The sequence below is a fragment of the Zoogloea sp. genome (assembly GCF_030157465.1).
Lineage (GTDB): Bacteria > Pseudomonadota > Gammaproteobacteria > Burkholderiales > Rhodocyclaceae > Zoogloea.
This window is the reverse complement of sequence record NZ_JAOAUU010000112.1, coordinates 20,722-43,449: the sequence shown is the minus strand read 5'-3', so window position 1 is coordinate 43,449 and position 22,728 is coordinate 20,722. Positions and strand designations below refer to the sequence as shown.

Sequence of the window (22,728 nt, the reverse complement as noted above, 5' to 3'; positions counted from 1 at the left end):
TGGTCGGGATGCGCGGGCGACTGGTCAGCGACGAGAGGTCATGGCCACCGGGCAGACGGCGGAAGGCGGCGAATTGAATATTTCAGGACCGACTAGATAGTTGTCGCCTCGATGGCGTTGCAAACTTTAAGGCGATGATGAGAGAAAGACGTGCTGCGATACGGACAGGACTTCAAGGATTGGGAGATTGCTGCCGCTTTGGAGTGCGGCAGTGGGAACTGTTGCGTGTGAGATGGGGGGGGGCGTGGCGACGCTGGAGCGCTGGACAGCGGAGCCCGGTTTGAGGCGGTTCTCACCACGAAGGCACTGGATGAAGCGGGCATAAATGCCGGGTGCTGGAAGCAAGGCGTTTAGCCGCCGGATCTGGTCCAATGGCGTCAGGCTGCAACCCAGGCATTGGCGCCCTTGGAGGAGGCCTGTGCCAGTCCGCTTCGGGTTCGCCAGAACGGAGTTTCCAGAGTCGCCCACCCGGGATAGGCGAACCCCGCTCAGCTACCGCTTGCTTTGCGCTGGCCGTAGTTGCCTCGTGGCGGTGCAAGCTTTGGGGGTTCTTACTTGGTTTCCTGATAGAATTGAACTGCTGGCGCCATAAGTAAAGTTTTCAGGTGCTTCAGGTTCAAGTTGGTTGATCTGTTTCTTATTTCCCGTCATCGCACATGATTCAAAAAGTTCAAAACTTCGTGATTGTTGGGCGTACCAGTGATGGCCGGACTTTTCGGCCAAGTGACTGGGCTGATCGGTTATGTGGAGTAATGTCGGCCTTTGGCGCTGACAACAGAATGACTTATTCACCGCATGTGCGACCCGCATGTAACCTGAAGGGCGATAAGACGGTTTTGGTGGACGCACGGATTCACGACATCGAGCCTCTGGCCTACAATTTTCTAAAGAATTTCGCCAAAGACAATGACTTGCAAATTGAGTTGTTGCCGGACGACTATTTTTTCTGAAAATAATTGTATTGGCTTTTATGAGTGCTTTTCCAAGCGCCGATTAGGCATCCAGGCCTTTGACGCTTGAATGCCCGCAGGAAAGCTTCCTGCGAGCTGCTCGTCAGACGAGTACTTCCAACAGATCCGGTTGGCTCAGGAAGCCTCTTGGGCTTGCTGTTGCGCCATATGCGCCTGACTGGAAAATCACAACGAGGTTGCCGGGCTCTGCATTCGGTAGCTGCATTTTGTCAGCCAGTATGTCGAGGGGCGTGCACAGCGGCCCGACTACCGATACAGGTTCGCCCATTGGTTCGCCCATGCGATCCCCGATTGCGACAGGGTAATTCTTGCGAATCACCTGACCGAAGTTTCCCGACGCTGACAGGTGGTGATGGAGTCCGCCATCGGCGACAAGGAACGTGTGCCCACGGGATTCCTTTTTGTCGAGAATACTGCATACGTAAACGCCAGCTTCACCAACAAGGTAGCGACCGAGTTCAATGACGATTTCCGCTTCGGGTAGTCGATCACGTGCTTCCCCGGCGAGTATTTCCAGATTGGTAGCGATGCTGCTTAAATCAAGCCTGGATTCGCCCGGAAAATAGGGGATGCCGAATCCGCCTCCGAGGTTAAGGAATTTGACTGGCGATGGTGCAAATTCGGCAAGGCGCACGGCGAGATCGAAACATTTCCGTTGTGCTTCGACGATGGCTTCGGGACGGAGGTTCTGGGAGCCTGCGAAGAGGTGGAAACCTTCAAAGGACAGGCCCGCTTCGCCTATTTTTCCGAGCAGAGCCGGCACCTGTTCTGCGTCAACGCCGAACTGCTTTGGGCCGCCGCCCATCTTCATTCCGGAGCTCTTGAGTTCGAAGTCCGGATTGACCCGCACCGCTACGCGGACTGTCGATCCCGTCGTGCGGCGGATGGTGGCGAGTTCGGAGACTTCGCGGAATGATTCGATATTGATCAGGATGCCGGAGGCGACGGCCTGACGCAGTTCTTCCACCCGTTTTCCGGGGCCGGCGAAGCTGATTTCCTGAGGGTTTGCGCCGCTGTCCAGCGCGACCTTCAATTCGTTTGCCGATGCCACGTCGATCCCGTCGACCAGCTTTGCCATGTGGTCGACAACCGCGGGCATCGGGTTTGCCTTCATCGCGTAGTGGATTTTGATTCCTGCCGGAAGGCTGGCTCTCAGTTCGGCTACGCGGCGCGTCAGCAGGGCGCGGTCGTAGGCGTAAAAGGGTGTCTGGCCGACCCGGGCTGCAAGGCGTCGCAGGGGTATTCCGCCGACGAGCAATTCACCGGCTTCGGATCGGAACTGATCCATCGGTGCATGGGCCGGTTTTTGGCGCGTGACTTCGCTCATTGCTGTGCCTTGTTTGCGGTGTCGAATTCGGTGGACAGGGTCTTGCGGTCGATTTTGCCGTTTGGATTGCGGGGCAGGGGGCCTTCACGGACTTCGATCGCTGCCGGGATCATGTATGCGGGCATGCGTTGGCGGCATTCTGTCAGGAGGATGGCAGGGTCGAGCTGTGTTCCATCCTTGCCTGTTGCGATCACGCAGATTGCCTGTCCGAGGGTTGCATGAGGAATGCCAAAGGCCACGCATTCGCCGACTTTTCCGGTGGCGTAAAGGATCTCTTCCACTTCGGTCGGACTCACCCGGTAGCCGGATGTTTTCATCATTTCATCGCGACGTCCGATGAAATAAAGGTAGCCCTCTTCATCGCGGCGGACCGTATCGCCGGAGAAGACGGCGATTTCGGGCAGTACCAGGCCCGCCTGGCGGCCCGGGGCCGAGGCGGGAAGCGGCTTGAAGCGCTCAGCCGTTTTTTCCGGATCGTTCCAGTAGCCCATCGCGACGTGTGCGCCGCGCTGGACGAGTTCGCCAGGTTCGTTGGGGGCGCACTCGCTGCCGTCGTCACGCAAGACAAGCACTTCGGCGTCCGGAATGGCCTTGCCGATCGAGTCCGGGCGAATGTCGGCCTGCTCGGGGGGCAGGTAGGTGGCGCGGAAAGCTTCGGTGAGTCCGTACATCAGGAACGGCTTGGTCTGCGGCAACTGGGCGCGCAGGGTCTTGAGTGTTTCGAGCGGCATGCGCCCGCCGGTGTTCGCGAAATAGCGCAGGTGGCTGGTGGCGGTTTCAGGCCAGTTGAGCTGGGCAAGCTGAATGTAGAGCGGTGGCACGGCGGTCAGGCCGGTGATCTTTTCACGGACCACGGCCTTCAGCACGTCTTGCGGGAGAAGGTAGTTGAGCAGGACGACCCGTGCGCCGCTGTGAAATGCGGTGGTGAGCTGGGAGAAGCCCGCATCGAAGGACAGGGGCAGCGCGGCCAGTAGCGAATCATCCGGGTTGTTGCCCAGATAACTTGCGACGCTCTTTGCGCCCGCCACCATGTTGCGGTGAGACAGTACGACGCCTTTTGGACGACCGGTGCTGCCAGAAGTGTAGAGAATGGACAGCAGGTCGGTGTCGATGATCCGGTTGCCGGCACGGCGCGGGGTGGCCAGCAGGTCTGACCAGAGCGCGATGCTGACACCGGGCAGATTGACCGGCTTGGCGGACGGCGCGGTAAGAATCACGTGGCGAAGGTCGTGACAGTGCTCAAGGGCGCCTGTAATGAGGGGCAGTCGTTCCGGCGAGGTGATGAGCACTCGCGCATTGCAGTCACGCAGGATGTGGCCGATCTGCTCTGATTTCAGGATGGGGTTGACCGGTACGAAAGCGGCGCCTGCCCGCGCCGCGGCGAACGAGGCCACAACGGTTTCGATCCGTTTGTCGAGGAAGATGCCGACGCGCTCTCCGCGCTCGATGCCGAGTTCGATGAGCCCGCTTGCAAGGCCCGCCACTTGGTTGTCGAGTTCGTGGTAGCTCAGGGTGTCCCGGCCAGAGGTGAGTGCCGGCGAACTCGGCGCCCGTTCGGCCGATGCGCTGATGAGTTCGTGGAGGAGAGAGGTCTTGGGCATCGATCTTGAAACTGTTCGTTGATCCTGTTGGGACGCAGAGGGTTGATGCGTGGATGTTTAACGCGTTTTGGCTATGCATGAGTCTATCGCAGGTCCGTGACGTGCCACGCAAAAAAGCTCACGCCTGCAGCCCTGGAGTAGGCTGGAGGCCGGGGCAGACTGCAGGGTTGCCGGGGTTTTTTGAAGAAAGCCGGGCCAAGATGCAAAACAATGAAAAATGTTCTTTCCGCTCGATCCGGCTTGCTTCTGGGCCTGCAACTTAGATCACGGTGCCGAACGCGGCCTTGTCGCTTATAATGATGGAGGCGTGCCGTTTCGAGGCTTCACAGGGCAGGGAATGCGGCAGGGAATGCTGTTGCTTCCAGGTTTTTGTGTTTGGTTTTTCCGATTGGAGTGAGTTTTGGATACGAAGAAGGAAGTGCTGTCGATTCTCGACGAGGTTTTGAATCTGGATGGTGCTGCGGCCCAGTTCGATCTCGACACGCCCCTGTTGGGCGCCCTGCCAGATCTGGATTCGATGGCAGTCGTTGGTTTGATCAACATTTTCGAAGAGCGCTTCGGTTTTGTCATCGAAGATGACGAGATCGATGGTTCTACCTTCGCGTCCGTGGGCTCGCTGGTTGAATTCGTGAATGCAAAACTGGGCTGAAAGGCCCGTTTGAAAACCTCGGGGGGGCAGGTTTGTTCCTGCGGGGTTCTGGAGACTGGCAGTGCCTGCCGTCTCGTTTTGAAAGCCGGGTCTTTTAGGCCCGGCTTTTCTATTTGTGCGCCTGGCTTGGGGGCACGAATGCAAGACGCCCGATAGGGCTTATCGGGCGTCTTCTACCTTGTCAACCTGACCGGCGTAGCGGCAGGCCGGCGGATGTTTCCGCCGCCAGAGCTTCAGTGGTTCACACTTTGCCGAAGCCGCTTCAGCTCGGGGACGCAGGAGCCGCAGTTGGTGCCGCACCGGGTGCGGGCCTGCAGGCCGTCAAGGGATTCTCCTGCCCGGAATGCCTCGACAATCTCGTCCTCGGCCACGTCGAAGCAGTTGCAGATGACCTTGCCGCGTGCCGACTGGCCGGCTGGCGGCTGCGTGAGCGGTGCCAGCAGCCACGGCCGCACCGCGGTGGCAGAGTGACCCTGCACCATCAGGTCGGCCAGCCATTCGGCGGCCTTTGTTTCGCCTGCCAGGCGCACGGCCGAGAGCGAATCGCCGTCCACGCGCGCCCGTTTGGCGATGTCCCGTCGGCTGTCCTGGTAGGAAAGTACCTGGGTCGGGTCGTCGAGGGAGAGGTCGCGGTCGAGGGCTTCGATCAGCTCCGGGGCGAGATCGTCACCGCGGGCTTTCAGCACGACCACGGGTGCGCTGCGTCCGGCCAGGGTCAGGCTGGCGTAGGGGAAGCGGGGCAGCCATTGGCGTAGGCGAGCCATGACTTCATGCGGATTGGGCTGGAGTTTTCCATCGGCGTCGGCCTCGCTACGGCGCATGGCCACCAGCGATTTCCCGGCGCTGTATTTTTCAACCTGCACCGCTGCGTGCTTGAGCTCCGGCTGTTTTGAGTAGGGGTCGAAGTCGCCCGGCAGCAGCACGTTGATACCCAGCCCACCCATCGCGTTGCCGCCCCAGTGCATCGGCAGAAAGCATTGGCCCGGGCGCAGGCTGGTGGATTGCTGGGCTTTCACAACCACGCTGCCACGCTTGCTCTTCACCTTGACCAGGTCGCCGTCGCCAAGCTTGCGCCGCTCCATGTCGTCCTTGTGCATGTGAAGCAGGGGCTCGGCTTCGTGGCTGTAAAGGCGGGCCACGAGACCGGTGCGGCTCATGCCGTGCCACTGGTCGCGCAGGCGGCCGGTGTTGAGGTGGAGGGGGTAACGGGCGCTGGGGGATTCTGCGGTGATCCGGTGTTCGGTAACGACGAAGCGGGCGCGGCCCGATGGCGTCGGAAAGAGGCCGTCTTCGTAGAGCCTGACCTTGCCGTGGCCGGCTCCTTCCGGGAAGGGCCATTGTTGCGGGCCGGTGTTTTCGAGCAGGGCGTAGCTGAGGCCGGTGATGTCCAGGTCGCGGCCGCGTGTGGATTCCCGGTGTTCGTTCCAGATTTCCTCGGGGCTGGCGTAGGGAAACATCCGCGCGGCAAGCTCGCGTTTGCCGAGGTGGGCGCCCAGACGCCGGGCGAAGTCCACCACGATCGCCCAATCGTGGCGGGCTTCGCCCGGCGCGGGCACGGCTGAACGCACGCGGCTGATGGCGCGCTCCGAATTGGTGACGGTGCCGTCCTTTTCGCCCCAGGTGCTGGCGGGCAGGAGGAGGTCGGCGTAGCGGCAGGTTTCGGTGTGACCGAAGGCTTCCTGCACGATGACGAATTCAGCGGTTTTGAGGGCTTCGTCGATCAGGGTCTGGTCCGGCATCGACTGGGCCGGGTTGGTGCAGGCGATCCACACCGCCTTGACCTCGCCGGACTTGAGCGCCTGAAAAAGTTCGACGGCGCTCTTGCCGGGGGCTTCAGGCACGCTGTCGATGCCCCACAGGGCGGCGACTTCGGCGCGATGGGCCGGGTTGGCCATGTCCCGGTGGGCGGAGAGCAGGTTTGCGAGGCCACCCACTTCGCGGCCGCCCATGGCGTTGGGCTGGCCGGTAAGGGAGAAGGGGCCGGCACCAGGCTTGCCGATTTGGCCGGTGGCCAGGTGCAGGTTTATGAGTGCCGAGTTGTTGTGGGTGCCGAAGGAGAACTGGTTGAGCCCCTGGCAGTACATCGACATCGTTGCCGGTGAGGTGGCGAAGAGCTGTGCCGCCTGTTCGATGGCTTTTTTGTCGAGCCCGCAGATCGTGGCGGCCATGGCCGGCGAGTATTCGCGGACGATTTTCTTGAGCGCATCGAAGCCTTCGGTGTGAGCTTCGACGTAATCACGGTTGATCCAGCCTTCCCACAGCATCACGTGGAGCATCGCGTTGTAGAGGGCGATGTCGGTGCCGGGCAGGAGGGCGAGGTGGAGATCGGCGGCTTCGGCGGTGTCGGTGCGGCGGGGGTCGATGACCACCAGCTTCATGTCCGGGTTGGCCTTCCTGGCGTCCTCGACGCGGCGGAAGGCGATCGGGTGCGCGAAGGCAGTGTTGCTGCCGGTGATGAAAAGGGCTTTGGTGTGGGCGATGTCCTCGTAGCTGCACGGCGGGGCGTCGGCGCCCAGGCTGAGTTTGTAGCCGGCCACCGCGCTGGACATGCACAGACGCGAGTTGGTGTCGAGGTTGTTGCTGCCGATGAGGCCTTTCATCAGCTTGTTGAAGACGTAGTAATCCTCGGTGAGGAGCTGGCCGGCGCCGTAGATCGCGACGGCGTCCGGGCCGTGTTCCTTGATGATTGCGGCGAATTTTTCGGCGGCGGTATCGAGCGCCGTGTCCCAGCTCACGCGCTGGAGGGGCTCGTCGCGGCTGGCGCGCTGCTCGGGGTAAAGAGCGCGGGTGGCCAGGGTTTCGGGGGCGGCAGAAAGGTGCAGGGTGGCGCCCTTGGTGCAGAGGCGGCCGAAGTTGGCAGGGTGATCGGGATCGCCCTTCACGCTGGTGATGCGGCCTGCTTCGTGTTCGATCACAACACCGCAGCCAACGCCGCAGTAACAACAGGTGGATTTTGTTTCGGCCATGTCTGCTCCTTTGATGCCAGATTCAAGCAAAGGGCGTGCCATGTTGGAATGGGTGGCAATATTGTCTTTGGTGTCACCACGCTGGGGCATGACTGATCCAGCGCGGTGCGTTATTGCCTTTTTGATTATTGCTCCGCACCAGTTTTGGGCATGGCGGGCGCAAGCAAGAAGCGCTTCACCCGGCCTGCTGTTGTTTCAGCAGGCCGGGTGAAGCGGTGCTCGGGCGGGGGTGATCAGGCGAAGACTTTCCAGGCGCGGGCCGTGCGGCTGCCGAAGATTTGCGGGTTTTGCGGCAGCTGGTTGGTGGGCAGGAAGGTCGGGCTGATCTTCTTGAACCAGTCGGCGTAGCTGGCGGTGGCCGGCAGGGTGGCGAGGGCCTTGAGCGCGTAGTAGGTGAAGGCGCCGTTCGGCCGGCCCTTGAAGCTGGTGTCCCAGCTGTACTGGGTGTCGGTGCAGCCGGCCATCAGGAGGTCACCACCGCTGCGCGTCAGGCCGCTGATCAGCGGCAGCCGGGCTGTCTTGGGGGCGGGCACGTCCTCGGCTTTCATCCAGACGCTGGGGGGCAGGAAGCGGGCGCGCGGCATGCCGGGGTCGAGATCGCTGTCGTCGCCCCGGGTGACGCTGCCGGAGTGGCAGCTGTCGGAGATCAGCAGCACCCGCACGCCGGTGACGTGGTTGGCGAAGATCACGGCGATCTCGTCGTCGAGCAGCACCTTGCCGGAGCCGATATCCCACGGGCACAGGGCTTCGTCGCGGCCGTCGGGTTCGTCGCCGTTCTTGTCGGGCGCCCAGGTGCCGTGGCCGGAATACGTGATGATCACCGTATCGCCCTTGGCTGCGCCCGAGATGAGGCCGCTCATGGCGGCGACCATCGCAGCCTTGGTGGCCTGGGCGTCGATCAGCTTGGTGACGGCGAAGCCGCGCGCGGCGAGGGCTGCCGCCCAGTCGTTGGCGTCATTGACGCAGCCGGAGAGATCGTTCTGGGTGCCGGGGTAGTCGTTGATGCCGATGCACAGTGCCTTCTTGCTCATGATCCATCTCCCTCGTTGTGTTAGGGGCGGGCCGGGCATAACGGATGACCCGCTGCGAAATGACCTTTCAATGACAGTTAAGCAGAGCGCATTGAAAGGTCAACGGCTACCTGAGCAAGGCTTGAGGAGCACCGGGTACGTGACGGGCGATGCCGCGCGCCGCCCGCTGAAGGGTTTTCAGGCGCGCGGGGTGAGGCTGAGTTCGCGCAGGGCCTGGACCTGGTCGAGGATGGGCTGCGGAATGGCGGTGTTGCCGGCCAGCATGCTGCGGATGAGCTCGGCATTGCTGGACACTTCCGGATTGTCGGGCAGGCCCTCGACAGGCGGTGCGCCGCCTTCTTCGGCCGGGTAGGCCACGCGTGCCTCGCCATTGGCGAAGGCCTGCAGCTGGGGGCGGCGGCGCGGGTTGGCAAAGGCTTCGCCCTCGGTGCCGCGCAACAGCAGGGCCACGCCGCCCTGGGCGACGAGGTGGGTATGCAGGCGTTCGAGGTATTCGGGGTGGGTTACCGAAACGACCCGCACGCTGTGGCCGGGGGCCGGATCAAGGAGCTTGGCGAGGGTGTGGGCGCTGTTGCGCACGCCGAGCCGCGGGCGCAGGGCCAGAAGGGGATCGAGGCCGGGGGCGAGGGCGTCGAGGGGCAGGCAGGCCAGGTGGTGTTCGGCGAGCCGGGCTTCTGCGTCGGCAATGCTGGTGGCGGGCGTGATGCCGAGGGCTTCGAGGAGTTCGAAGGGGCTCACCCGGCTTTCAAAATCATGGCGACCCTGGATCAGCACCGGCACGCCCTCCCGCGCCAGCAGCAGGGCGAGGAGCGGCATCAGGTTGGCCTGGCGGCGGGCTCCGTTGTAGGTGGGCAGCACCACGAGGCGCGGGCCCGGCGGAACCGCGATGCGCGCGGTGCGGGTGTCGAGGGCGCGCTGAAAGCCAAGCAGCTCCTCGCGGGATTCGGCCTTGATGCGCATCGACAGGATGACGGCGCCAAGCTCCAGGTCGGGCACGCGGCCATCCATCATGTCGCCGAAAAGGGATTCGGCCTGTTCGACCGTGAGGGGCTTGGAGCCTTTCGGCCCGCGGCCGATTTCCTTGATGAAGGGAGCGTAGGACATGGCGGGGATCGATGCAGGATTGGAAACCCGCCGAGTGTAGCGGATGCGGCGACGGGGCGCGGGCCTTGCCTCGGGGCTTTGGCCCTGGGCGCCTGACGCGTCCCTTTGTCTTTCGCTGCTGCGCGAACTATGTTGGGTCAGGGGCCTTGCGTTCGCGGATGGCCATTGATCATCGACAAGGAGAACGACAATGCCGAAGAAAGCCCTTGCTACCGCCCAGGCGGGCGCCATTTACCTCGAACTGGGCGGGCAGCTGTTTCCGCTTGTCACGTGCACGCTGCCCGATATCGCCTGGGAGATCGTCGAGCAGCCGAGCGGGGCTGCTGGGGGGTTGGTCCGGCCGGGGGCGCTGAAGCTCGGGGATCTGGCCATCGGATTTGCGCCCGGCCAGATGCCGGCGCTGGCAGGCTGGGTCGACGAGATCATGGTCGGCAAGGTGATGCGGCTCGACATGAGCGTTGTCCGGACCGACATGAACGGCAAATCCAGGGAGCGCATCGAGCTGAAAGGGTGTTTTCCGGTCGAGCTGCGTTTTCCGCAGTGTGACGCGGCCGGCAAAAATGCCTACCTGGTCGAGGCGATATTCCGGCCGGAATCCATCGCGGGAGGCCCTGCGGGCGAGTCGGTCAAGCCGGGTGTGTCGGGCAAGCAGAAGAAAATGCTGGCGTCCAATTTTGTCGTCAGCGTCGGTGATCTTCCGACCGGCAGGGTCGTTCGCGTTGCCGCGTTTACCTTGCGGCGCAATCCGGGCAGCGAGGTGGCGGGCGAACTGCGCCGGCCGTCCATCGCGGGAGGCCTTGGCCGGTGCAGCCCCTTGAGCCTGGTCGTCGGCGGCGCCGATTATCAAGCGTGGCGTGATTTTGCGCTCCAGCAGGTGGCGCGTGGGCCCGTCGGCAAACAGATGGAAGGGCGCCTCGAATTGCGCGACACGAGCCTGAAAAAGGTGCTGGCGAGCTTCGATTTCCGGCTCGCGGGCCTTTCCGGGTTCCGCTTCGAGCCGATCGCTCAGGGTATTGAAGCGGCCATGGAGACCGCCACGGCGAGCTTCAGCGTCGATGCCGTGGCTTTGAAGCTGGCGGGGGGATAGCCCGCGGGTTCCGTTTTACGGGCACCTCGGGCGCCGGCCTTTGCGGCGTGCCACTTCCCACTTCTGCCGGCCCCCGCTAACCTCCGTGCTTTTGCACGCGGGGGGCTTCACATGAAAGTCGGTTTCATCGGTCTGGGCATCATGGGGCGCCCGATGGCGCTCAATCTGCTGAAGGGTGGTTTCGATCTCACCGTGTGGGCGCGGCGCGATGCGTCGATGGCGCCCCTGCTGGAAGCGGGCGCAAAGGGGGCTACCGGCCCGGCTGAGGTGGCTGCCGGGTGTGACGTGGTGTTCTCGATGGTTTCCGATGCGGCCGACGTGGAGCAGGTGGCGCTGGGCGCCGGCGGCGTGGCCGACGGCGCCAGGCCGGGGCTGATCTACGTGGACATGAGCACGATTGCGCCGGCGGCGGCCCAGGGCATCGCCGAGAGGCTCGCCGCGCGGGGGGTGACCATGCTCGACGCGCCGGTGTCCGGTGGCGAGGTGGGTGCGATCAACGCCGGGCTGACCATCATGGTGGGCGGCGACGAGGCGGCCTTCGGGAAGGTCAAGCCGATGTTCGCCAGCATGGGCAAGTCCGTCACGCTCATCGGCGGGTCCGGGGCCGGGCAGGTCACCAAGGCCTGTAACCAGATTCTGACCGGCGTCACCGTGGTGGCGGTGGCCGAGGCCTTCAACTTTGCGCGCAAGAGCGGCGTGGATGCGGGCAAGGTGCGCGAGGCGCTGCTGGGCGGTTTTGCCTACAGCCGGATCCTTGAAAACCACGGTCAGCGCATGCTGGACCGCAATTTCAAGCCGGGCTTCAAGGCCTGGATGCACCAGAAGGACATGAACATCGTGATGCAGGAGGCGCATCGCCTCGGGCTGATGCTGCCCAACAGCGCGGCCACGGCCCAGCTTTTCAACGCCATGGTTGGCAGCGGCCTGGGCGAGGAGGATTCCGTCGCCGCGCTCAAGCTCTTCGAACAGCTCTCGGGAGACTGACGGTGCGGGTCGGTTTTGTCGGGCTGGGTGTGATGGGCCTGCCGATGGCGGGTCACCTGCTGGCAGCGGGGCACGACGTGGCGGTGTGGGCGCGGCGGCCCGAATCGGCAGCGCCCATCGTGGCCGCCGGGGCGATGGCGTGCGGGAGTCCGGCCGAACTGGCGGCGCGCAGCGAAGTGGTGATTTCGATCGTCACCGCCAGCGCCGACGTGGAGCAGCTGGCCTTCGGGCCCGGCGGGCTCATCGAGGGTTTTGCGCCGGGCAGCATCCACGTGGATATGAGCACCATTGCGCCTGGCACGGCCCGCCGGCTGGCGGCGCGTTACGCCGGGCGCAGCATTGCCTGGCTGGATGCGCCGGTCTCGGGCGGCGGGCAGGGCGCCATCGACGTCACGCTGGCGCTGATGGTCGGTGGCCGCGCCGAGGTGCTGGAGCGGGTGCGTCCGCTGTTCGCCTGCCTGGGCAAAACGGTGGTCCACATGGGCGAGGCCGGCGCCGGTCAGGTGGCCAAGGCCTGCAACCAGATGATCATGGTCAGCGTTATACAGGCCGTGGCCGAGGCGATGCGCCTGGCCGGGGCCCATGGGCTCGACCTGGCCAAGGTGCTGGAAGCGCTGCAAGGCGGCTCGGCGGCCTCCCGGGTGCTCGACGTGATGGGCGGGCGCATGGTCCGGCGGGATTTCGTGGCGGGCATCCAGGCGCGCCTCCATCACAAGGATTTTGCGATCCTGATGGACGAAGCCCGGCAACGGGGGGCGCCGCTGCCGCTGGCGGCACAAACCTGGCAACAACTCAACGCGCTGATGGCCCTGGGCGGCGGGCGGCTGGATACCGCCAGCCTGCTGAAGGTGCTGGAAGCGCCGGTGGAGAAAATGCAGTGATCAAACTTGAAGGTCGTCGTCGATTTGTCTGGCTGGCCGCGGCCGGGCTGGGGCTCGGCATTGTGGGCGGGTGCGCCGGCCTGCAGTTCGGCATGAAGAAGCCGGAAGTCTCGGTGGTCAGCATCCGCCTCCTGGACGGCAACCTGCTGGAACAGCGCTTTTTGCTGACCCTGCGCGTGACCAACCCCAACACCAGCGATATTTCGGTCGAGGGGCTCAGCTTTACGCTGGACATCAACGGCCAGCATTTTGCCCGGGGCGTCGGGAACCAGCCGGTGGTGATTCCGCGCCTTGGCGAGGCGACCCTGGATGTGACCGCGACCACCGGCCTTGCCGGTTTCCTGCGCCAGTTCAAGGAGCTTATGAAGGGGCGCGACAAGCTGGAATACCGCATCAAGGGCCGTTTGGTGACCGGCAACTTCGGGGGTATCGACTTCGACCAGACCGGTGATGTCGGGATGCCCAAGGGCCCGGGCGAGCCGGCAGGCGGCAGCCGGACGCCGCCCACCGAGAAGTTCTAGCCGGGCCGGGCCCTGTCTGCCCGGTCACCGTCAAGCTCCACACTCAAACGCGTGAATGGCTCGCGGGCCATTCCGCCTCATTTTTCCATGCATCCCAAACTTGTTGAATTTCTGGCCGGCTGCCGCGATGAGGCACCGCTGCAGCTTGGCGTCGTGCCTTTCGGCATGCTTTACGGTATCGGGGCGATCCAGGCCGGCATGCCGGCATGGCTCGCCCAGCTGGCCTCGGCGGTGGTGTTTGCCGGCGCGGCGCAGCTGGTCATCGTGCAGATGCTGGCGGTGGGCGCGGGTGCGCTGCCGATCGGCCTGACATCCGGCCTGCTCAATCTGCGACACATGCTCTACAGCATGTCGATCGCCGAGCACGTGCGCCACCTGCCGCGGCGCTGGCGCCTGTTGCTGGCCTACCTGCTGACCGACGAGGCCTACGCGGTGGCGATCCTGCGCTATCAGGTAACGCCCCCGCCGGACGACCGCCCGGATCTGCGCCACTGGTATTTTCTGGGTTGCGGTTTCACGCTGTGGCTCACCTGGCAGCTGTCGACGGCGGCGGGGCTGCTGTTCGGGGCGAGCGTTCCGGCGGGCTGGGATATCGATTTCGCGGTGCCGCTCACCTTTATCGCGCTGCTGGCCATGCTGATGAAGGAGCGTGCCGGCCAGGCGGCGGCGCTGGTGGCCGCGCTTGCGGCACTGGCTTTTGCCGCGCTGCCCTACAAGCTGGGGCTGGTGGTGGCGATTGTGCTGGGGCTGGTGGCCGGGGTGTGGGCCTCAAGGCGCCGGGAGGTGGCGCGATGAGCACGGCAGCATTGCTGGCACTGCTCGTCGTCATCGGCCTCGTCACCTTTGTGTACCGCTACGCGATGATCGGGCTGTTTGCCAATCGCAGCCTGCCGGGCTGGCTGCATGCGCTGTGCCGTCACATCGCACCGGCCAGCTTTGCGGCGCTGACGGCTGGCGAGCTGTTCATTCACGGCGGAGAGGTGGTGCTGGCGCTGGCGGCGCCCAAGCCCTGGGCGGCGCTGGTGGCTGCGCTGGTGGCGTGGCGCACGGGCAATGTGCTGGCGACCATTGGTGCCGGCATGGCCGCGCTGTACGTGTTCAAGTGGCTGTTTTAGCCGTACGCGGGTGGCCGGCTCAAAGAGTGGCCAGTGAAACGGCCCGCGTGGCGCGCAGGGTGCGCAGCATGCGGGTCATGTCCACCGCCGAGAGCGGACGGCTGCACAGGTAGCCCTGGTAGGCGTCGCAGCGCCAGCGGCGCAGCAGCGCGAGCTGGGCTTCGGTTTCGACGCCTTCGGCGATCACTTCGAGGCGCAGGGTGTGAGCCATCGCGACGATGGTCTGGGCGATGGCGGCGTCGTCGGGCTCGGTGACGATATCGCTGATGAAGGAGCGGTCGATCTTGAGGCGGTCGATGGGGAAGCGCTTGAGGTTGGAGAGGCTGGAGTAGCCGGTGCCAAAGTCATCCACCGAGAGCTGCAGGCCGAGTTTCTTGCATTCGGCCAGCAGGCTGCGGGTGTGTTCGGGGTTGCGCATCACCAGGCTTTCGGTGAGTTCCAGATCCAGGTAGGCCGCCGGAAGGCCGCTCTCGAGAAGGGCCGACTGGATGGTGGCGAGCAGCCCCGCGTCGTCGAACTGGCGGGCCGACAGATTCACCCCCACGGGTACCCGGCAGATGCCTTCCTGTTGCCAGGCCTGGTTCTGGCGGCAGGCTTCGTGCAGCACCCAGGCGCCGATCTGCACGATGAGGCCGGATTCCTCGGCGATGGGGATGAACTTGTCGGGCGGCACCATGGTGCCGTCGGGATGGCGCCAGCGGATCAGGGCTTCCATGCCGATGAGTTCGCCCGACAGGGTGTCCACCTGGGGCTGGTAGAAGAGCGCGAGCTGGTTCTCGTCGAGGGCGTGGCGCAGGTGGTTTTCGAGTTCGAGACGTTCGCTGTAGCGCTCGGAGAGGCCGTGGTCGAAGAACTGGAAATTGTTCCGGCCGCGTTCCTTGGCGAGGTACATGGCGGCGTCGGCGTTCTTGATGAGCGCGGCGCCGTCGTGGCCGTCGTTGGGGTAGAGGGCGATGCCGATGCTGAGGGTGACGGTGAGCTGCCGGCCGCACAGTTCGAAGGGGCGGGCGAGGCTGGCGAGAATGCGCTCGGCCAGATCTTCGGGCACCGAGCCTTCGTCCAGGTTGCCAAGCACCACGACGAACTCGTCGCCGCCGGTGCGCGCCACGAGGTCGCCATCCCGCACGCAGGCGCGCAGGCGCTGGGCGACGGCGAGCAGGAGTTCGTCGCCGGCCTGGTGGCCCAGGGTGTCGTTGACGTACTTGAAACGGTCGAGATCGGTGAACAGCACGGCTACGCCGCGTTGGCGCGCGCGCGCGCCCTGGATGACTTCGAGCAGATGCTCGTTGAGCAGGGTGCGGTTGGGCAGCGAGGTGAGGCTGTCGTAGTGGGCGAGGTGGCGGATGCGGTGCTCGGCGTCGCGGCGCTGGGTGATGTCGGCGACGATGCCCAGGTAGCCACGCACCTGCCGCACTCCGTTGCGTACCACCGAAATGCTGATGGTGGCCGGAAAGCTGCTGCCGTCGTTGCGGCGCATGATGAGTTCGTGGGGTTCGGCGAGCCGGGTGCCGGCTTCTGCGGCGAGGGCGGCAAAGCCGCCGGACTTGTGGGCGAGGGTCCAGCCGGCGATGTCTTCGGCGGTGTGGAAGATCAGCGGAGTCTGATGGCCGATGAGTTCGTCGGCACGGTAGCCGAACATGCGCTCGGCGGCGGGGTTCATCACCCGGATGATGCCGCTGGCGTCGGTGTAGATGATGGCGTATTCGGCGCAGTCGAGGATGGCCCTTTGCAGCGTGGTGGTTTCGCGCAGCAGGTTTTCGGCGTGGGCGTGTTTTTCGACTTCGCTTTCGAGGAGCCGGTTGGTTTCGCCAAGGGCCTTTACGTACTGTTCGAGGGATGTGTTGGCCTCGCCGAGGGCGAGGGTCTTTTCATGCACCTGGCGGCGGATGGCGTCGGCGCGGGTTTGCAGCACGTAGAGGATGAAGGCGGCCAGCGCGCCGAGGGACAACCCGGAGAACAGCTGGGCGCCGGCGTCCGCGCTGGGCAGCTGCGGGTGCAGGCTGTTGCTTGCGGCGATGATGAGCCAGTGGCGGTCGGCGAAATCAAATCCATCGGCGTAAGAGCTTGCGCCAATGTGGAAGTCTGGCGTACGGGCGAGTGGGCGGCCGGGGATCACGGTGTCGATAAGCTCGAACTCGAAGCGCTGGCGTGTGTCGGTGCGCTCGCGCCAGGTGTCCGAACCGAGCGTCTCACGGAGCACTTCGTCGATGGAGATTTCGATGTAGAGCAGGTCACGGACGGGGGCCGCCGGGGTGTCGCTGCGGACGATGGGGCTGAGGGTCAGGACGGCGTTGCGGTGGCTGCCGTTGCCTGCCGGGAGTGGGTAGGGCGCGGTGGCGACGCTGGTGCTGGCGCCGATTGCCGCGCGGATTCCGTCCTGGATGGCGACGGTGTCGGCGGGGGTCGGCAGCGGGCTGCCTTGCGGGTTGCCGGCGCTGATGACGGGCCGGGCGTTTCCGTTTTCGACCCGGAGCAGGCCAAGGCGCAGGATTTCCGGGTGGCGCTGCAGGACGGGGGCGACGATTTCGGCGAAATGAGCCTGGGTTTCGGCCGGGGCAAAGGCCATCTGGCGGCGCAGGATGTCGGCCTGGCGGACGAGACCGTCGGTGCGGTCGCGCAGATGGGCAATCTGTTCCCGGGCGGTCGTCTGAAAACGGTTGCGGGCGGCGTCTTCTTCTTCGCGGATGGTGCTGCGATAGTTGTCGAGTGTCAGCAGAAAGATGACGACGAAGACAGTCAGGGGCACCCCGAAGCGGCGAAAAAAATCGACAACCGTTGAGGGTGTCGGGCTGCGGGTCATCAGGTCTCCTGTCGAACTGGAATCGGGTGTTGCCGGATCCTGTCCGACGGCCCATTAACGGATGCCGCTGGCTATTCTTGAGAGGGCGGGCTGGGCGGAGCCCTGCCCTGGGGGGCTCAGTAGCCGAAAACCTGGCGCATGCGCTCGGTTTCGCGCTCCTCGTCGATTTCGGCGTCGGCGAAGCGCTGGGCGATGGCCTGAAAATCGTTCTGGAGGGCGAGGAAGGCGTCGATGATGTCCGGGTCGAAATCGGTGCCCCGACCGGCACGCAGGATGTCGACGGCCTGGGTGTGGCTGTGGGCGGTTTTGTAGATTCGCCGGGTGATCAGTGAGTCGTACATGTCGGCGACGGCCATCAGGCGCGCGGCAACCGGAATGCGCTCGCCCGACAGGCCGAGAGGGTAGCCGGTGCCGTCCCATTTTTCCTGGTGGGAATAGGCGATTTCCTTGGCGAAGCGCAGGAAGCTGGAGACGCCGCCGAACAGGGCTTCGGCCCGGCTGATGGCCTCGCGTCCGAGGGTGGTGTGGGTTTTCATGATCTCGAACTCGGCGGGCGTGAGTTCGCCGGGCTTGAGCAGGATGCGGTCGGGGATGGCAACCTTGCCGATGTCGTGGAGCGGGGCCGACTTGTACATCAGGTCGATGTTCTCGTCGGTGAGTTCGGCGGCGAAGCGCGGGTGCGACTGCAGGTGCCGGGCGAGGGCGCGCAGGTACATCTGGGTGCGGCGGATGTGGTTGCCGGTTTCGTTGTCGCGGGTTTCGGCGAGGGACGCCATGGCGACGATGGTGGCGTTCTGGATCAGCGAGAGTTCGCGGGTGCGGCGCCGGACTTCCTGTTCGAGGTAACTGTTGCGGTCACGCAGGAAATCGCTGGCGGCCTTCAGGTTGAGGTGGTTGCGGATGCGGGTCAGGACAAGGGGCGGACTGATCGGCTTGGTGATGTAGTCGATGGCGCCGGCGTCGAAGCCGAGCTGCTCGTCCAGCTCTTCGTTGCGGATGGTCAGGAAAATCACCGGGATGCCGGCGGTGACCGGGTTGTTCATGAGCTGCCGGCAGACTTCGTAGCCGTCCATGTCGGGCATGGTGACGTCGAGCAGGATGAGGTCGGGCACGGGCGTGCTGGCGGCGAGCCGCAGTGCGCGTTCGCCGCGGGTGGCGATGCGGGTGCGGAAGTCCGCCTGGTGCAGGCAGGTGACGATGGGCTCGATGGAGTCGGGTGCGTCATCGACGACGAGGATGAGCGGGCGGTGGCTGTCGATCGATTGCATCAGGCGTTGTCTCCGGTGTTCGCTGGGTGCCCGGGATCGAGGGCCGCATGCAGGCAGTCTAGCGCGTGATCATAATCGTAGCGCTGCAGGGATTCGGCGATGCGTGCGGTTTTTCCGGTGCCGATGCGCGCGGCGAGGTCGGGGCGGAGCTGGAGGAAAAGCGCCGGTGCAGCGCCGTCGGAAATCTGCATGAGCTGGAGGAGGGTGGTGACGGCGGCGTCGAATTCGGCCTGGCCAAGAACCGCCGGGCCTTCGTCAACGGCCGGTGGGGCGGGGGGGAGTGCGCCTTCGAGCATCGTGATGAGCGCGGCCAGTTCGGCGCCGAGCCGGGTGGCCAGAGGCTGAGCCGCCGTCGGGGTAGCGCCCTGGCGTAGCGTGGTTTCGAGCGCGCACGCCGCGTCGCGCAGGGCATCGGCGCCGAGATTGGCGGCCGTTCCGCGCAGCGTGTGGGCAAGCCGTTCGGCCTCCTTGAGCTGGCCGGCGGCGAGGGCGGTGTCGATGTGCCCGGCGCAGTCGGCATGGGAGGCGACGAAACGGCGGAGCAGCGAGAGGTAGGTGTCGGGCTTGTCGTTCATGCGGCGCAGCGCGCTGGCAACGTCGAGTCCGGGCAGATCGGGCAGGGCGTCGGCGGGGCTGGCGGCGGGTTTGCGCCGTGTGTGGCGGAGGATGGCATAGAAAAGGACTTCGGGGACGATGGGCTTGGCCACGTGGTCGTTCATGCCGGACTCGATGCATTGCCGGCGCTGCTCGGGGAGGGCGTGGGCGGTCATGGCGATGATGGGCAGCGCGGCGAAGCGCGGATCCTGGCGGATCTGGAGGGTGGCTTCGAGGCCGTCCATTTCGGGCATCTGGAGATCCATCAGCACGGCGTCGAAGGCTTCGGGCCCGGCCCGCTGCAGCGCTTCGACGCCGAGGCGGCCGTTTTCGGCCATGCTGACGATGGCGCCGCGTTTTTCGAGGAGGCTGCGGGCGATCTGGCGATTGATGTCATTGTCTTCGACGACGAGGATGCGGAGGCCCTGTAGCGGGCGGGTGGCGCTGGGCGGGGCCGGCTGCGGGCTCGCGGCCGGGCCGAAGGCTCCGACGATGGCATCCAGAAGGGTGGAGGCGGTGGCGGGTTTGTGGAGGTAGCCGGCCTGCCCGGCGGTGTGCTCGTCGCCGTAGGCGGTCAGCAGGATGACCACCGGCGGGTTTGCGAGACCGCTCGCCTCCTTGAGCTTGCGGGTGGCTTCGATGTCGTCATCGTCCGGCGTGCGCAGGTCCATCAGCACGAGCCGGAAGGGGGCGGTGCTGTCGGCCTGCTGCACAGCGTTGAAGGCTTCGGTGGCCGAGCCGACCGCTTCGCTCCGGCAGGGGAAGCTGCCGAGCAGGCCAAGCAGGGCCTCGCGGGCGGCGGGGTGGTCGTCGACCACCAGCACGCGCAGGCCTTTGAGCATGTCGGGAAAGACCCGCGGCGTGGCGGCGGTGGCCAGCTTGAAGGGGGCGCTGAACCCGAAGCGGCTGCCGGAGCCGGGGCTGCTGTCCACCTTGATGGGACTGCCGCCCATCAGCCCGACCAGGTGGCGGGCGATGGACAGGCCGAGGCCGGTGCCGCCGAAGCGGCGCGTCATGGAGCTGTCGGCCTGGGAAAAGGCTTCGAAAAGACCTTCGATCTGGCCGCTGCTGAGGCCGATGCCGGTGTCGCTGACCTCGAAGCGCAGGGTGACACGCCGGGGGCCGGAGCCGGCCGCCGTGATCCTTAGCCGGATGTCGCCCCGGGGGGTGAATTTGACGGCGTTGCCAAGCAGATTGGTGAGCACCTGGCCGAGACGCAGCGGATCGCCGATGAGGTTCTGGGGAACGTCCGGCCCGATGTCGACGAGCAGTTCGAGGCCTTTTTCGTGGGCCTTCTGGGCGACGAAGGTGATGACGTTGCCGAGCACCCGGTCGAGGGTGAAGGGGGTTTGCTCGAGTTCGAACTTGCCGGACTCGATTTTCGAGAAATCGAGGATGTCGTTCACGACGCTCAGCAGGGTGGCGCCGGCAGCCTTGATCTTTGCCACGTAGTCGTGCTGCCGGGCTTCGAGGCCGGTGGCCAGGCACAGGTCGGCAAGGCCGATGATGGCGTTCAGCGGGGTGCGGATTTCGTGGCTCATGTTGGCCATGAAACGGGTCTTGGATTCGGTGGCTTCCTCGGCGAGGCGCTTGGTGTCGCGCAGGGTCTGGAGTGCCTGGCGATGCATGGAGAGGTCTTCGAGCACCCAGATGCAGTGGGTGATCTCGTTGCTGTGCCCGCCCTGGTTTTCGGCCAGGCCGCTGACCGAGATGCCGATCCACAGCGGGTCGCCGTGCCGGCGCCGGAGCTGGCATTCGCGTCGCCATACGCTGGCTGCGTTGTCGGCCAGCCATTCGCCGATGTGGAATTCGAAGGGCTCGCCGGCGGCATCGAGGAGATCGGGCCGGGTGCCGGCGAGCTCGGCCGCATTGAGGCCGGTTTCCTGGCAGAAGCGCGGGTTGGCGTACTGGATTGCGCCGTCGGGAAGGGTGATGACGAGCATCGAAGGGCTTTGCTCGACGGCCAGCGAGAGCTTGCGCAGCTCCTGCTCGGCCACCTTGCGGCGGGTGATGTCGTAGATCCAGCCGATCAGCGCCGGGCTGCCGAGAAACTCGATGGGCTCGAGGGTGACGAGGGTCCACAGGCTGCTGCCGTCCACCGGCCGGAATTCGATTTCCTGGTCGCGCACCGGACAGCCGCTGGCCACCTGGGCGACGATGGACTCGGCCACCTCGCGTTTGCTGAACCAGTTTGTGGCGGGTTGCTGCATGAAGGTGGCGATGTCGGTGCCGGCCAGTTCGGGCGCGCGGCTGTTGACGAACAGCGGCGGGCCGCCGGGCCGGTTGATGACGACGGCGATGGGGCTGGATTCGAGGATGCGATGGATCCATTCCTCGGCGGCCCGGGCTTCCCGTTCGGCTTGCTTCTGGGGGGTGATGTCCACCAGGACGCCGAGCAGGCCGCCCGGCTCGCCGCTGGCAACGCGAAAGCTGTTGATCCAGAAAAGGGCGTCGTGCTCCTTGCCGTCCGCGAAGGTGACGCGGATTTCCTGGTGCAGCTTGCCCCCGCCGGCAAGGATTTTCTGATCGGTATCCTGGTACGCGCTGCGGATGGCGGGCGGCAGGTGGGGCAGTTCGAGCACCGTCTTGCCGATCAGATCTTCCCGTTTGGTGCCGAAGGCTTCTTCGTAGGCGCGGTTGCAGCCGAGGAAGCAGGCATCCGGCCCCTTGTAGAAAACCGGGTTGGGCAGCACGTCGAGGAGTTGATGAACGAACAGCAACTGGTCGGCGAGGGCGCGGCTTTTTTCGGCCAGCGGGTCGGTACGCCGGTTGAGCTGTTCTTCGAGTTCGGTCTGGCTGCGGGCCGGGGCTGCTTCGAGGCGCCGTGTGAGGCCGACCGCGGCGGCAGCGGCCAGGGCCGCGATGAGGGCCAGTGCCCAGGCAATATTCTGCAGGTGGGCCGGGGTGAAGTCGGCGGCGCGGGCAAAGCCGCCAACCCACCAGCGCTGCTGGCCGAGCTGCAGCGGAACGAAGCGGGTCAGCCAGTCTTCGCCGGCGTTGTCGAAGGGAAGGGTTTCGCCACTTTTGCGGCCGGTTTCAAGCCAGCGGGCGTAGCCGTGGCCAATAAAGCCGGCATTGATGTGTGCCAGCGGTTCAAGCCGCGCGGCGTCGTGCCCTTCCGGGCTTGGCAGGCCGACGATCTGGCCGCCATCCGTGAGCAGGATGCCGCTGCCGGCCTGGCCGATCGGGTTGTTCCGGCTGAGGCGCGAGAGGGTGGCGAGGGGGATGTCGAAGGCAAGGATGCGCAATTTGCCATCGGCGCCGGTCCAGCGGGTGAACACGCTGAGGCCGTCGTCGCCGGTGGCGGGCAGGCGGTAGGGCGGTGTCCAGCCGATGATGGCGTCGCTACCGGGCGTTTGCCGCGCGGCGTCGAACCAGGGGTGCCCGGCATCGGCGGTGTTGCCGGGTTGCGGGCTGGCGCTGGCCCGGTCTTGCGAAGGCTTGTCACTTCCGTGCTGCAGGGTGAGCTGCCGGCCGTCGGCGTCGGCGAGGTGGATGGCCGCGATGGGCGTGTCGCCGTCGATGAATGGCGCGAACAGGGCCCGGAAGCCGTCTGCATCGTCCAGCTTGAGGCGCCCGGCGAGGCTGCGGGCGCTGTGGAGGCGGGTTTCGATGTCCCGGAAGTGCTGCTCGGCGCCGCTCTGGATGCGCGTGGTGGCGAGTTCGAGCTGGAGGTGGCCGAGGGCCTGGGTGGCCGGGGCCACGATGAGAAACTGGATGGCGCAAGCACAAATCAGCAGGCTGGCCAGGAAAACCGCGCCGATGCGCCACAGCAGGCTGCGGACAAGGCGTGGCGCTTGCCGTTCGGCACTTGTCCCGCAATGCATAT

Annotated in this window: 16 protein-coding genes; 8 read left to right on the top strand and 8 right to left on the bottom strand. The window is 65.3% G+C overall.

Features of this window, described 5'->3' with window-relative positions:
* Window positions 1-656: 656 nt before the first annotated feature.
* Window positions 657-950, top strand: coding sequence for a DUF3579 domain-containing protein (locus Q1W26_RS13700; RefSeq protein ID WP_300441160.1), 294 nt, complete (start codon window positions 657-659; stop codon window positions 948-950).
* 103 nt (window positions 951-1,053) lie between these two features.
* Here Q1W26_RS13700 and Q1W26_RS13695 read toward each other — a convergent pair whose 3' ends face one another.
* Together Q1W26_RS13695 and Q1W26_RS13690 are read right to left on the bottom strand one after the other, a co-directional pair.
* Window positions 1,054-2,298 (bottom strand): pyridoxal-dependent decarboxylase, exosortase A system-associated, encoded by a 1,245-nt coding sequence (locus Q1W26_RS13695; protein WP_300441157.1) that lies wholly within the window; start codon window positions 2,296-2,298, stop codon window positions 1,054-1,056.
* Window positions 2,295-3,899 carry an acyl-CoA ligase (AMP-forming), exosortase A system-associated gene (locus Q1W26_RS13690; RefSeq protein ID WP_300441154.1) on the bottom strand — a complete coding sequence of 535 codons (1,605 nt, stop codon included), beginning with the start codon at window positions 3,897-3,899 and terminating at the stop codon, window positions 2,295-2,297. Before Q1W26_RS13690 ends, Q1W26_RS13695 begins: the two co-directional genes overlap by 4 nt.
* Window positions 3,900-4,299: 400 nt before the next feature.
* Between Q1W26_RS13690 and Q1W26_RS13685 the strand changes: the two genes are divergently transcribed.
* Window positions 4,300-4,548 (top strand): acyl carrier protein, encoded by a 249-nt coding sequence (locus tag Q1W26_RS13685; RefSeq protein WP_300441151.1) that lies wholly within the window; start codon window positions 4,300-4,302, stop codon window positions 4,546-4,548.
* A 233-nt stretch (window positions 4,549-4,781) separates the two neighbouring features.
* On the opposite strand, the gene Q1W26_RS13680 is transcribed toward Q1W26_RS13685, so the two are convergent.
* The 3 genes from Q1W26_RS13680 to ybiB form a co-directional block, all read right to left on the bottom strand.
* The gene (locus Q1W26_RS13680) at window positions 4,782-7,514 is read right to left on the bottom strand and encodes a nitrate reductase (RefSeq protein ID WP_300441148.1); all 2,733 of its coding nucleotides are present in this window, start codon (window positions 7,512-7,514) and stop codon (window positions 4,782-4,784) included.
* A gap of 233 nt (window positions 7,515-7,747) precedes the next feature.
* Entirely contained in the window at window positions 7,748-8,545 is a 798-nt protein-coding gene (locus tag Q1W26_RS13675; protein WP_300441145.1) for a caspase family protein, read from the bottom strand.
* A 177-nt stretch (window positions 8,546-8,722) separates the two neighbouring features.
* On the bottom strand, window positions 8,723-9,649 hold the full coding sequence (ybiB, locus tag Q1W26_RS13670; RefSeq protein ID WP_300441140.1) for a DNA-binding protein YbiB: 927 nt from the start codon (window positions 9,647-9,649) through the stop codon (window positions 8,723-8,725).
* Between the two features lie 190 nt (window positions 9,650-9,839).
* Between ybiB and Q1W26_RS13665 the strand changes: the two genes are divergently transcribed.
* The 6 genes from Q1W26_RS13665 to Q1W26_RS13640 all read left to right on the top strand — a co-directional run bounded on the left by Q1W26_RS13665 (window position 9,840) and on the right by Q1W26_RS13640 (window position 14,237).
* Window positions 9,840-10,736 (top strand): hypothetical protein, encoded by an 897-nt coding sequence (locus tag Q1W26_RS13665; RefSeq protein WP_300441137.1) that lies wholly within the window; start codon window positions 9,840-9,842, stop codon window positions 10,734-10,736.
* A gap of 111 nt (window positions 10,737-10,847) precedes the next feature.
* Window positions 10,848-11,720 (top strand): NAD(P)-dependent oxidoreductase, encoded by an 873-nt coding sequence (locus Q1W26_RS13660; protein ID WP_300441134.1) that lies wholly within the window; start codon window positions 10,848-10,850, stop codon window positions 11,718-11,720.
* Window positions 11,721-11,722: 2 nt separating this feature from the next.
* The gene (locus Q1W26_RS13655; RefSeq protein WP_300441131.1) at window positions 11,723-12,601 is read left to right on the top strand and encodes an NAD(P)-dependent oxidoreductase; all 879 of its coding nucleotides are present in this window, start codon (window positions 11,723-11,725) and stop codon (window positions 12,599-12,601) included.
* Window positions 12,598-13,122: an LEA type 2 family protein gene (locus Q1W26_RS13650; RefSeq protein WP_300441128.1), complete on the top strand. Its 525-nt coding sequence runs from the start codon at window positions 12,598-12,600 to the stop codon at window positions 13,120-13,122. The genes Q1W26_RS13655 and Q1W26_RS13650 overlap by 4 nt, the downstream gene beginning before the upstream one ends.
* An 87-nt stretch (window positions 13,123-13,209) precedes the next feature.
* Window positions 13,210-13,917: an AzlC family ABC transporter permease gene (locus Q1W26_RS13645; protein WP_300441125.1), complete on the top strand. Its 708-nt coding sequence runs from the start codon at window positions 13,210-13,212 to the stop codon at window positions 13,915-13,917.
* The gene (locus tag Q1W26_RS13640; RefSeq protein WP_300441122.1) at window positions 13,914-14,237 is read left to right on the top strand and encodes an AzlD domain-containing protein; all 324 of its coding nucleotides are present in this window, start codon (window positions 13,914-13,916) and stop codon (window positions 14,235-14,237) included. The genes Q1W26_RS13645 and Q1W26_RS13640 overlap by 4 nt, the downstream gene beginning before the upstream one ends.
* Before the next feature lie 19 nt (window positions 14,238-14,256).
* Here the strand turns inward: Q1W26_RS13640 and Q1W26_RS13635 are convergent, their stop codons facing one another.
* The 3 genes from Q1W26_RS13635 to Q1W26_RS13625 form a co-directional block, all read right to left on the bottom strand.
* Window positions 14,257-17,037 carry an EAL domain-containing protein gene (locus Q1W26_RS13635; RefSeq protein ID WP_300441119.1) on the bottom strand — a complete coding sequence of 927 codons (2,781 nt, stop codon included), beginning with the start codon at window positions 17,035-17,037 and terminating at the stop codon, window positions 14,257-14,259.
* Between the two features lie 116 nt (window positions 17,038-17,153).
* Window positions 17,154-18,305, bottom strand: coding sequence for a two-component system response regulator (locus Q1W26_RS13630; protein ID WP_300441117.1), 1,152 nt, complete (start codon window positions 18,303-18,305; stop codon window positions 17,154-17,156).
* Complete coding sequence (locus Q1W26_RS13625; RefSeq protein ID WP_300441115.1) at window positions 18,305-22,726, bottom strand: response regulator; 4,422 nt, start codon at window positions 22,724-22,726, stop codon at window positions 18,305-18,307. Before Q1W26_RS13625 ends, Q1W26_RS13630 begins: the two co-directional genes overlap by 1 nt.
* Window positions 22,727-22,728 lie beyond the last annotated feature (2 nt).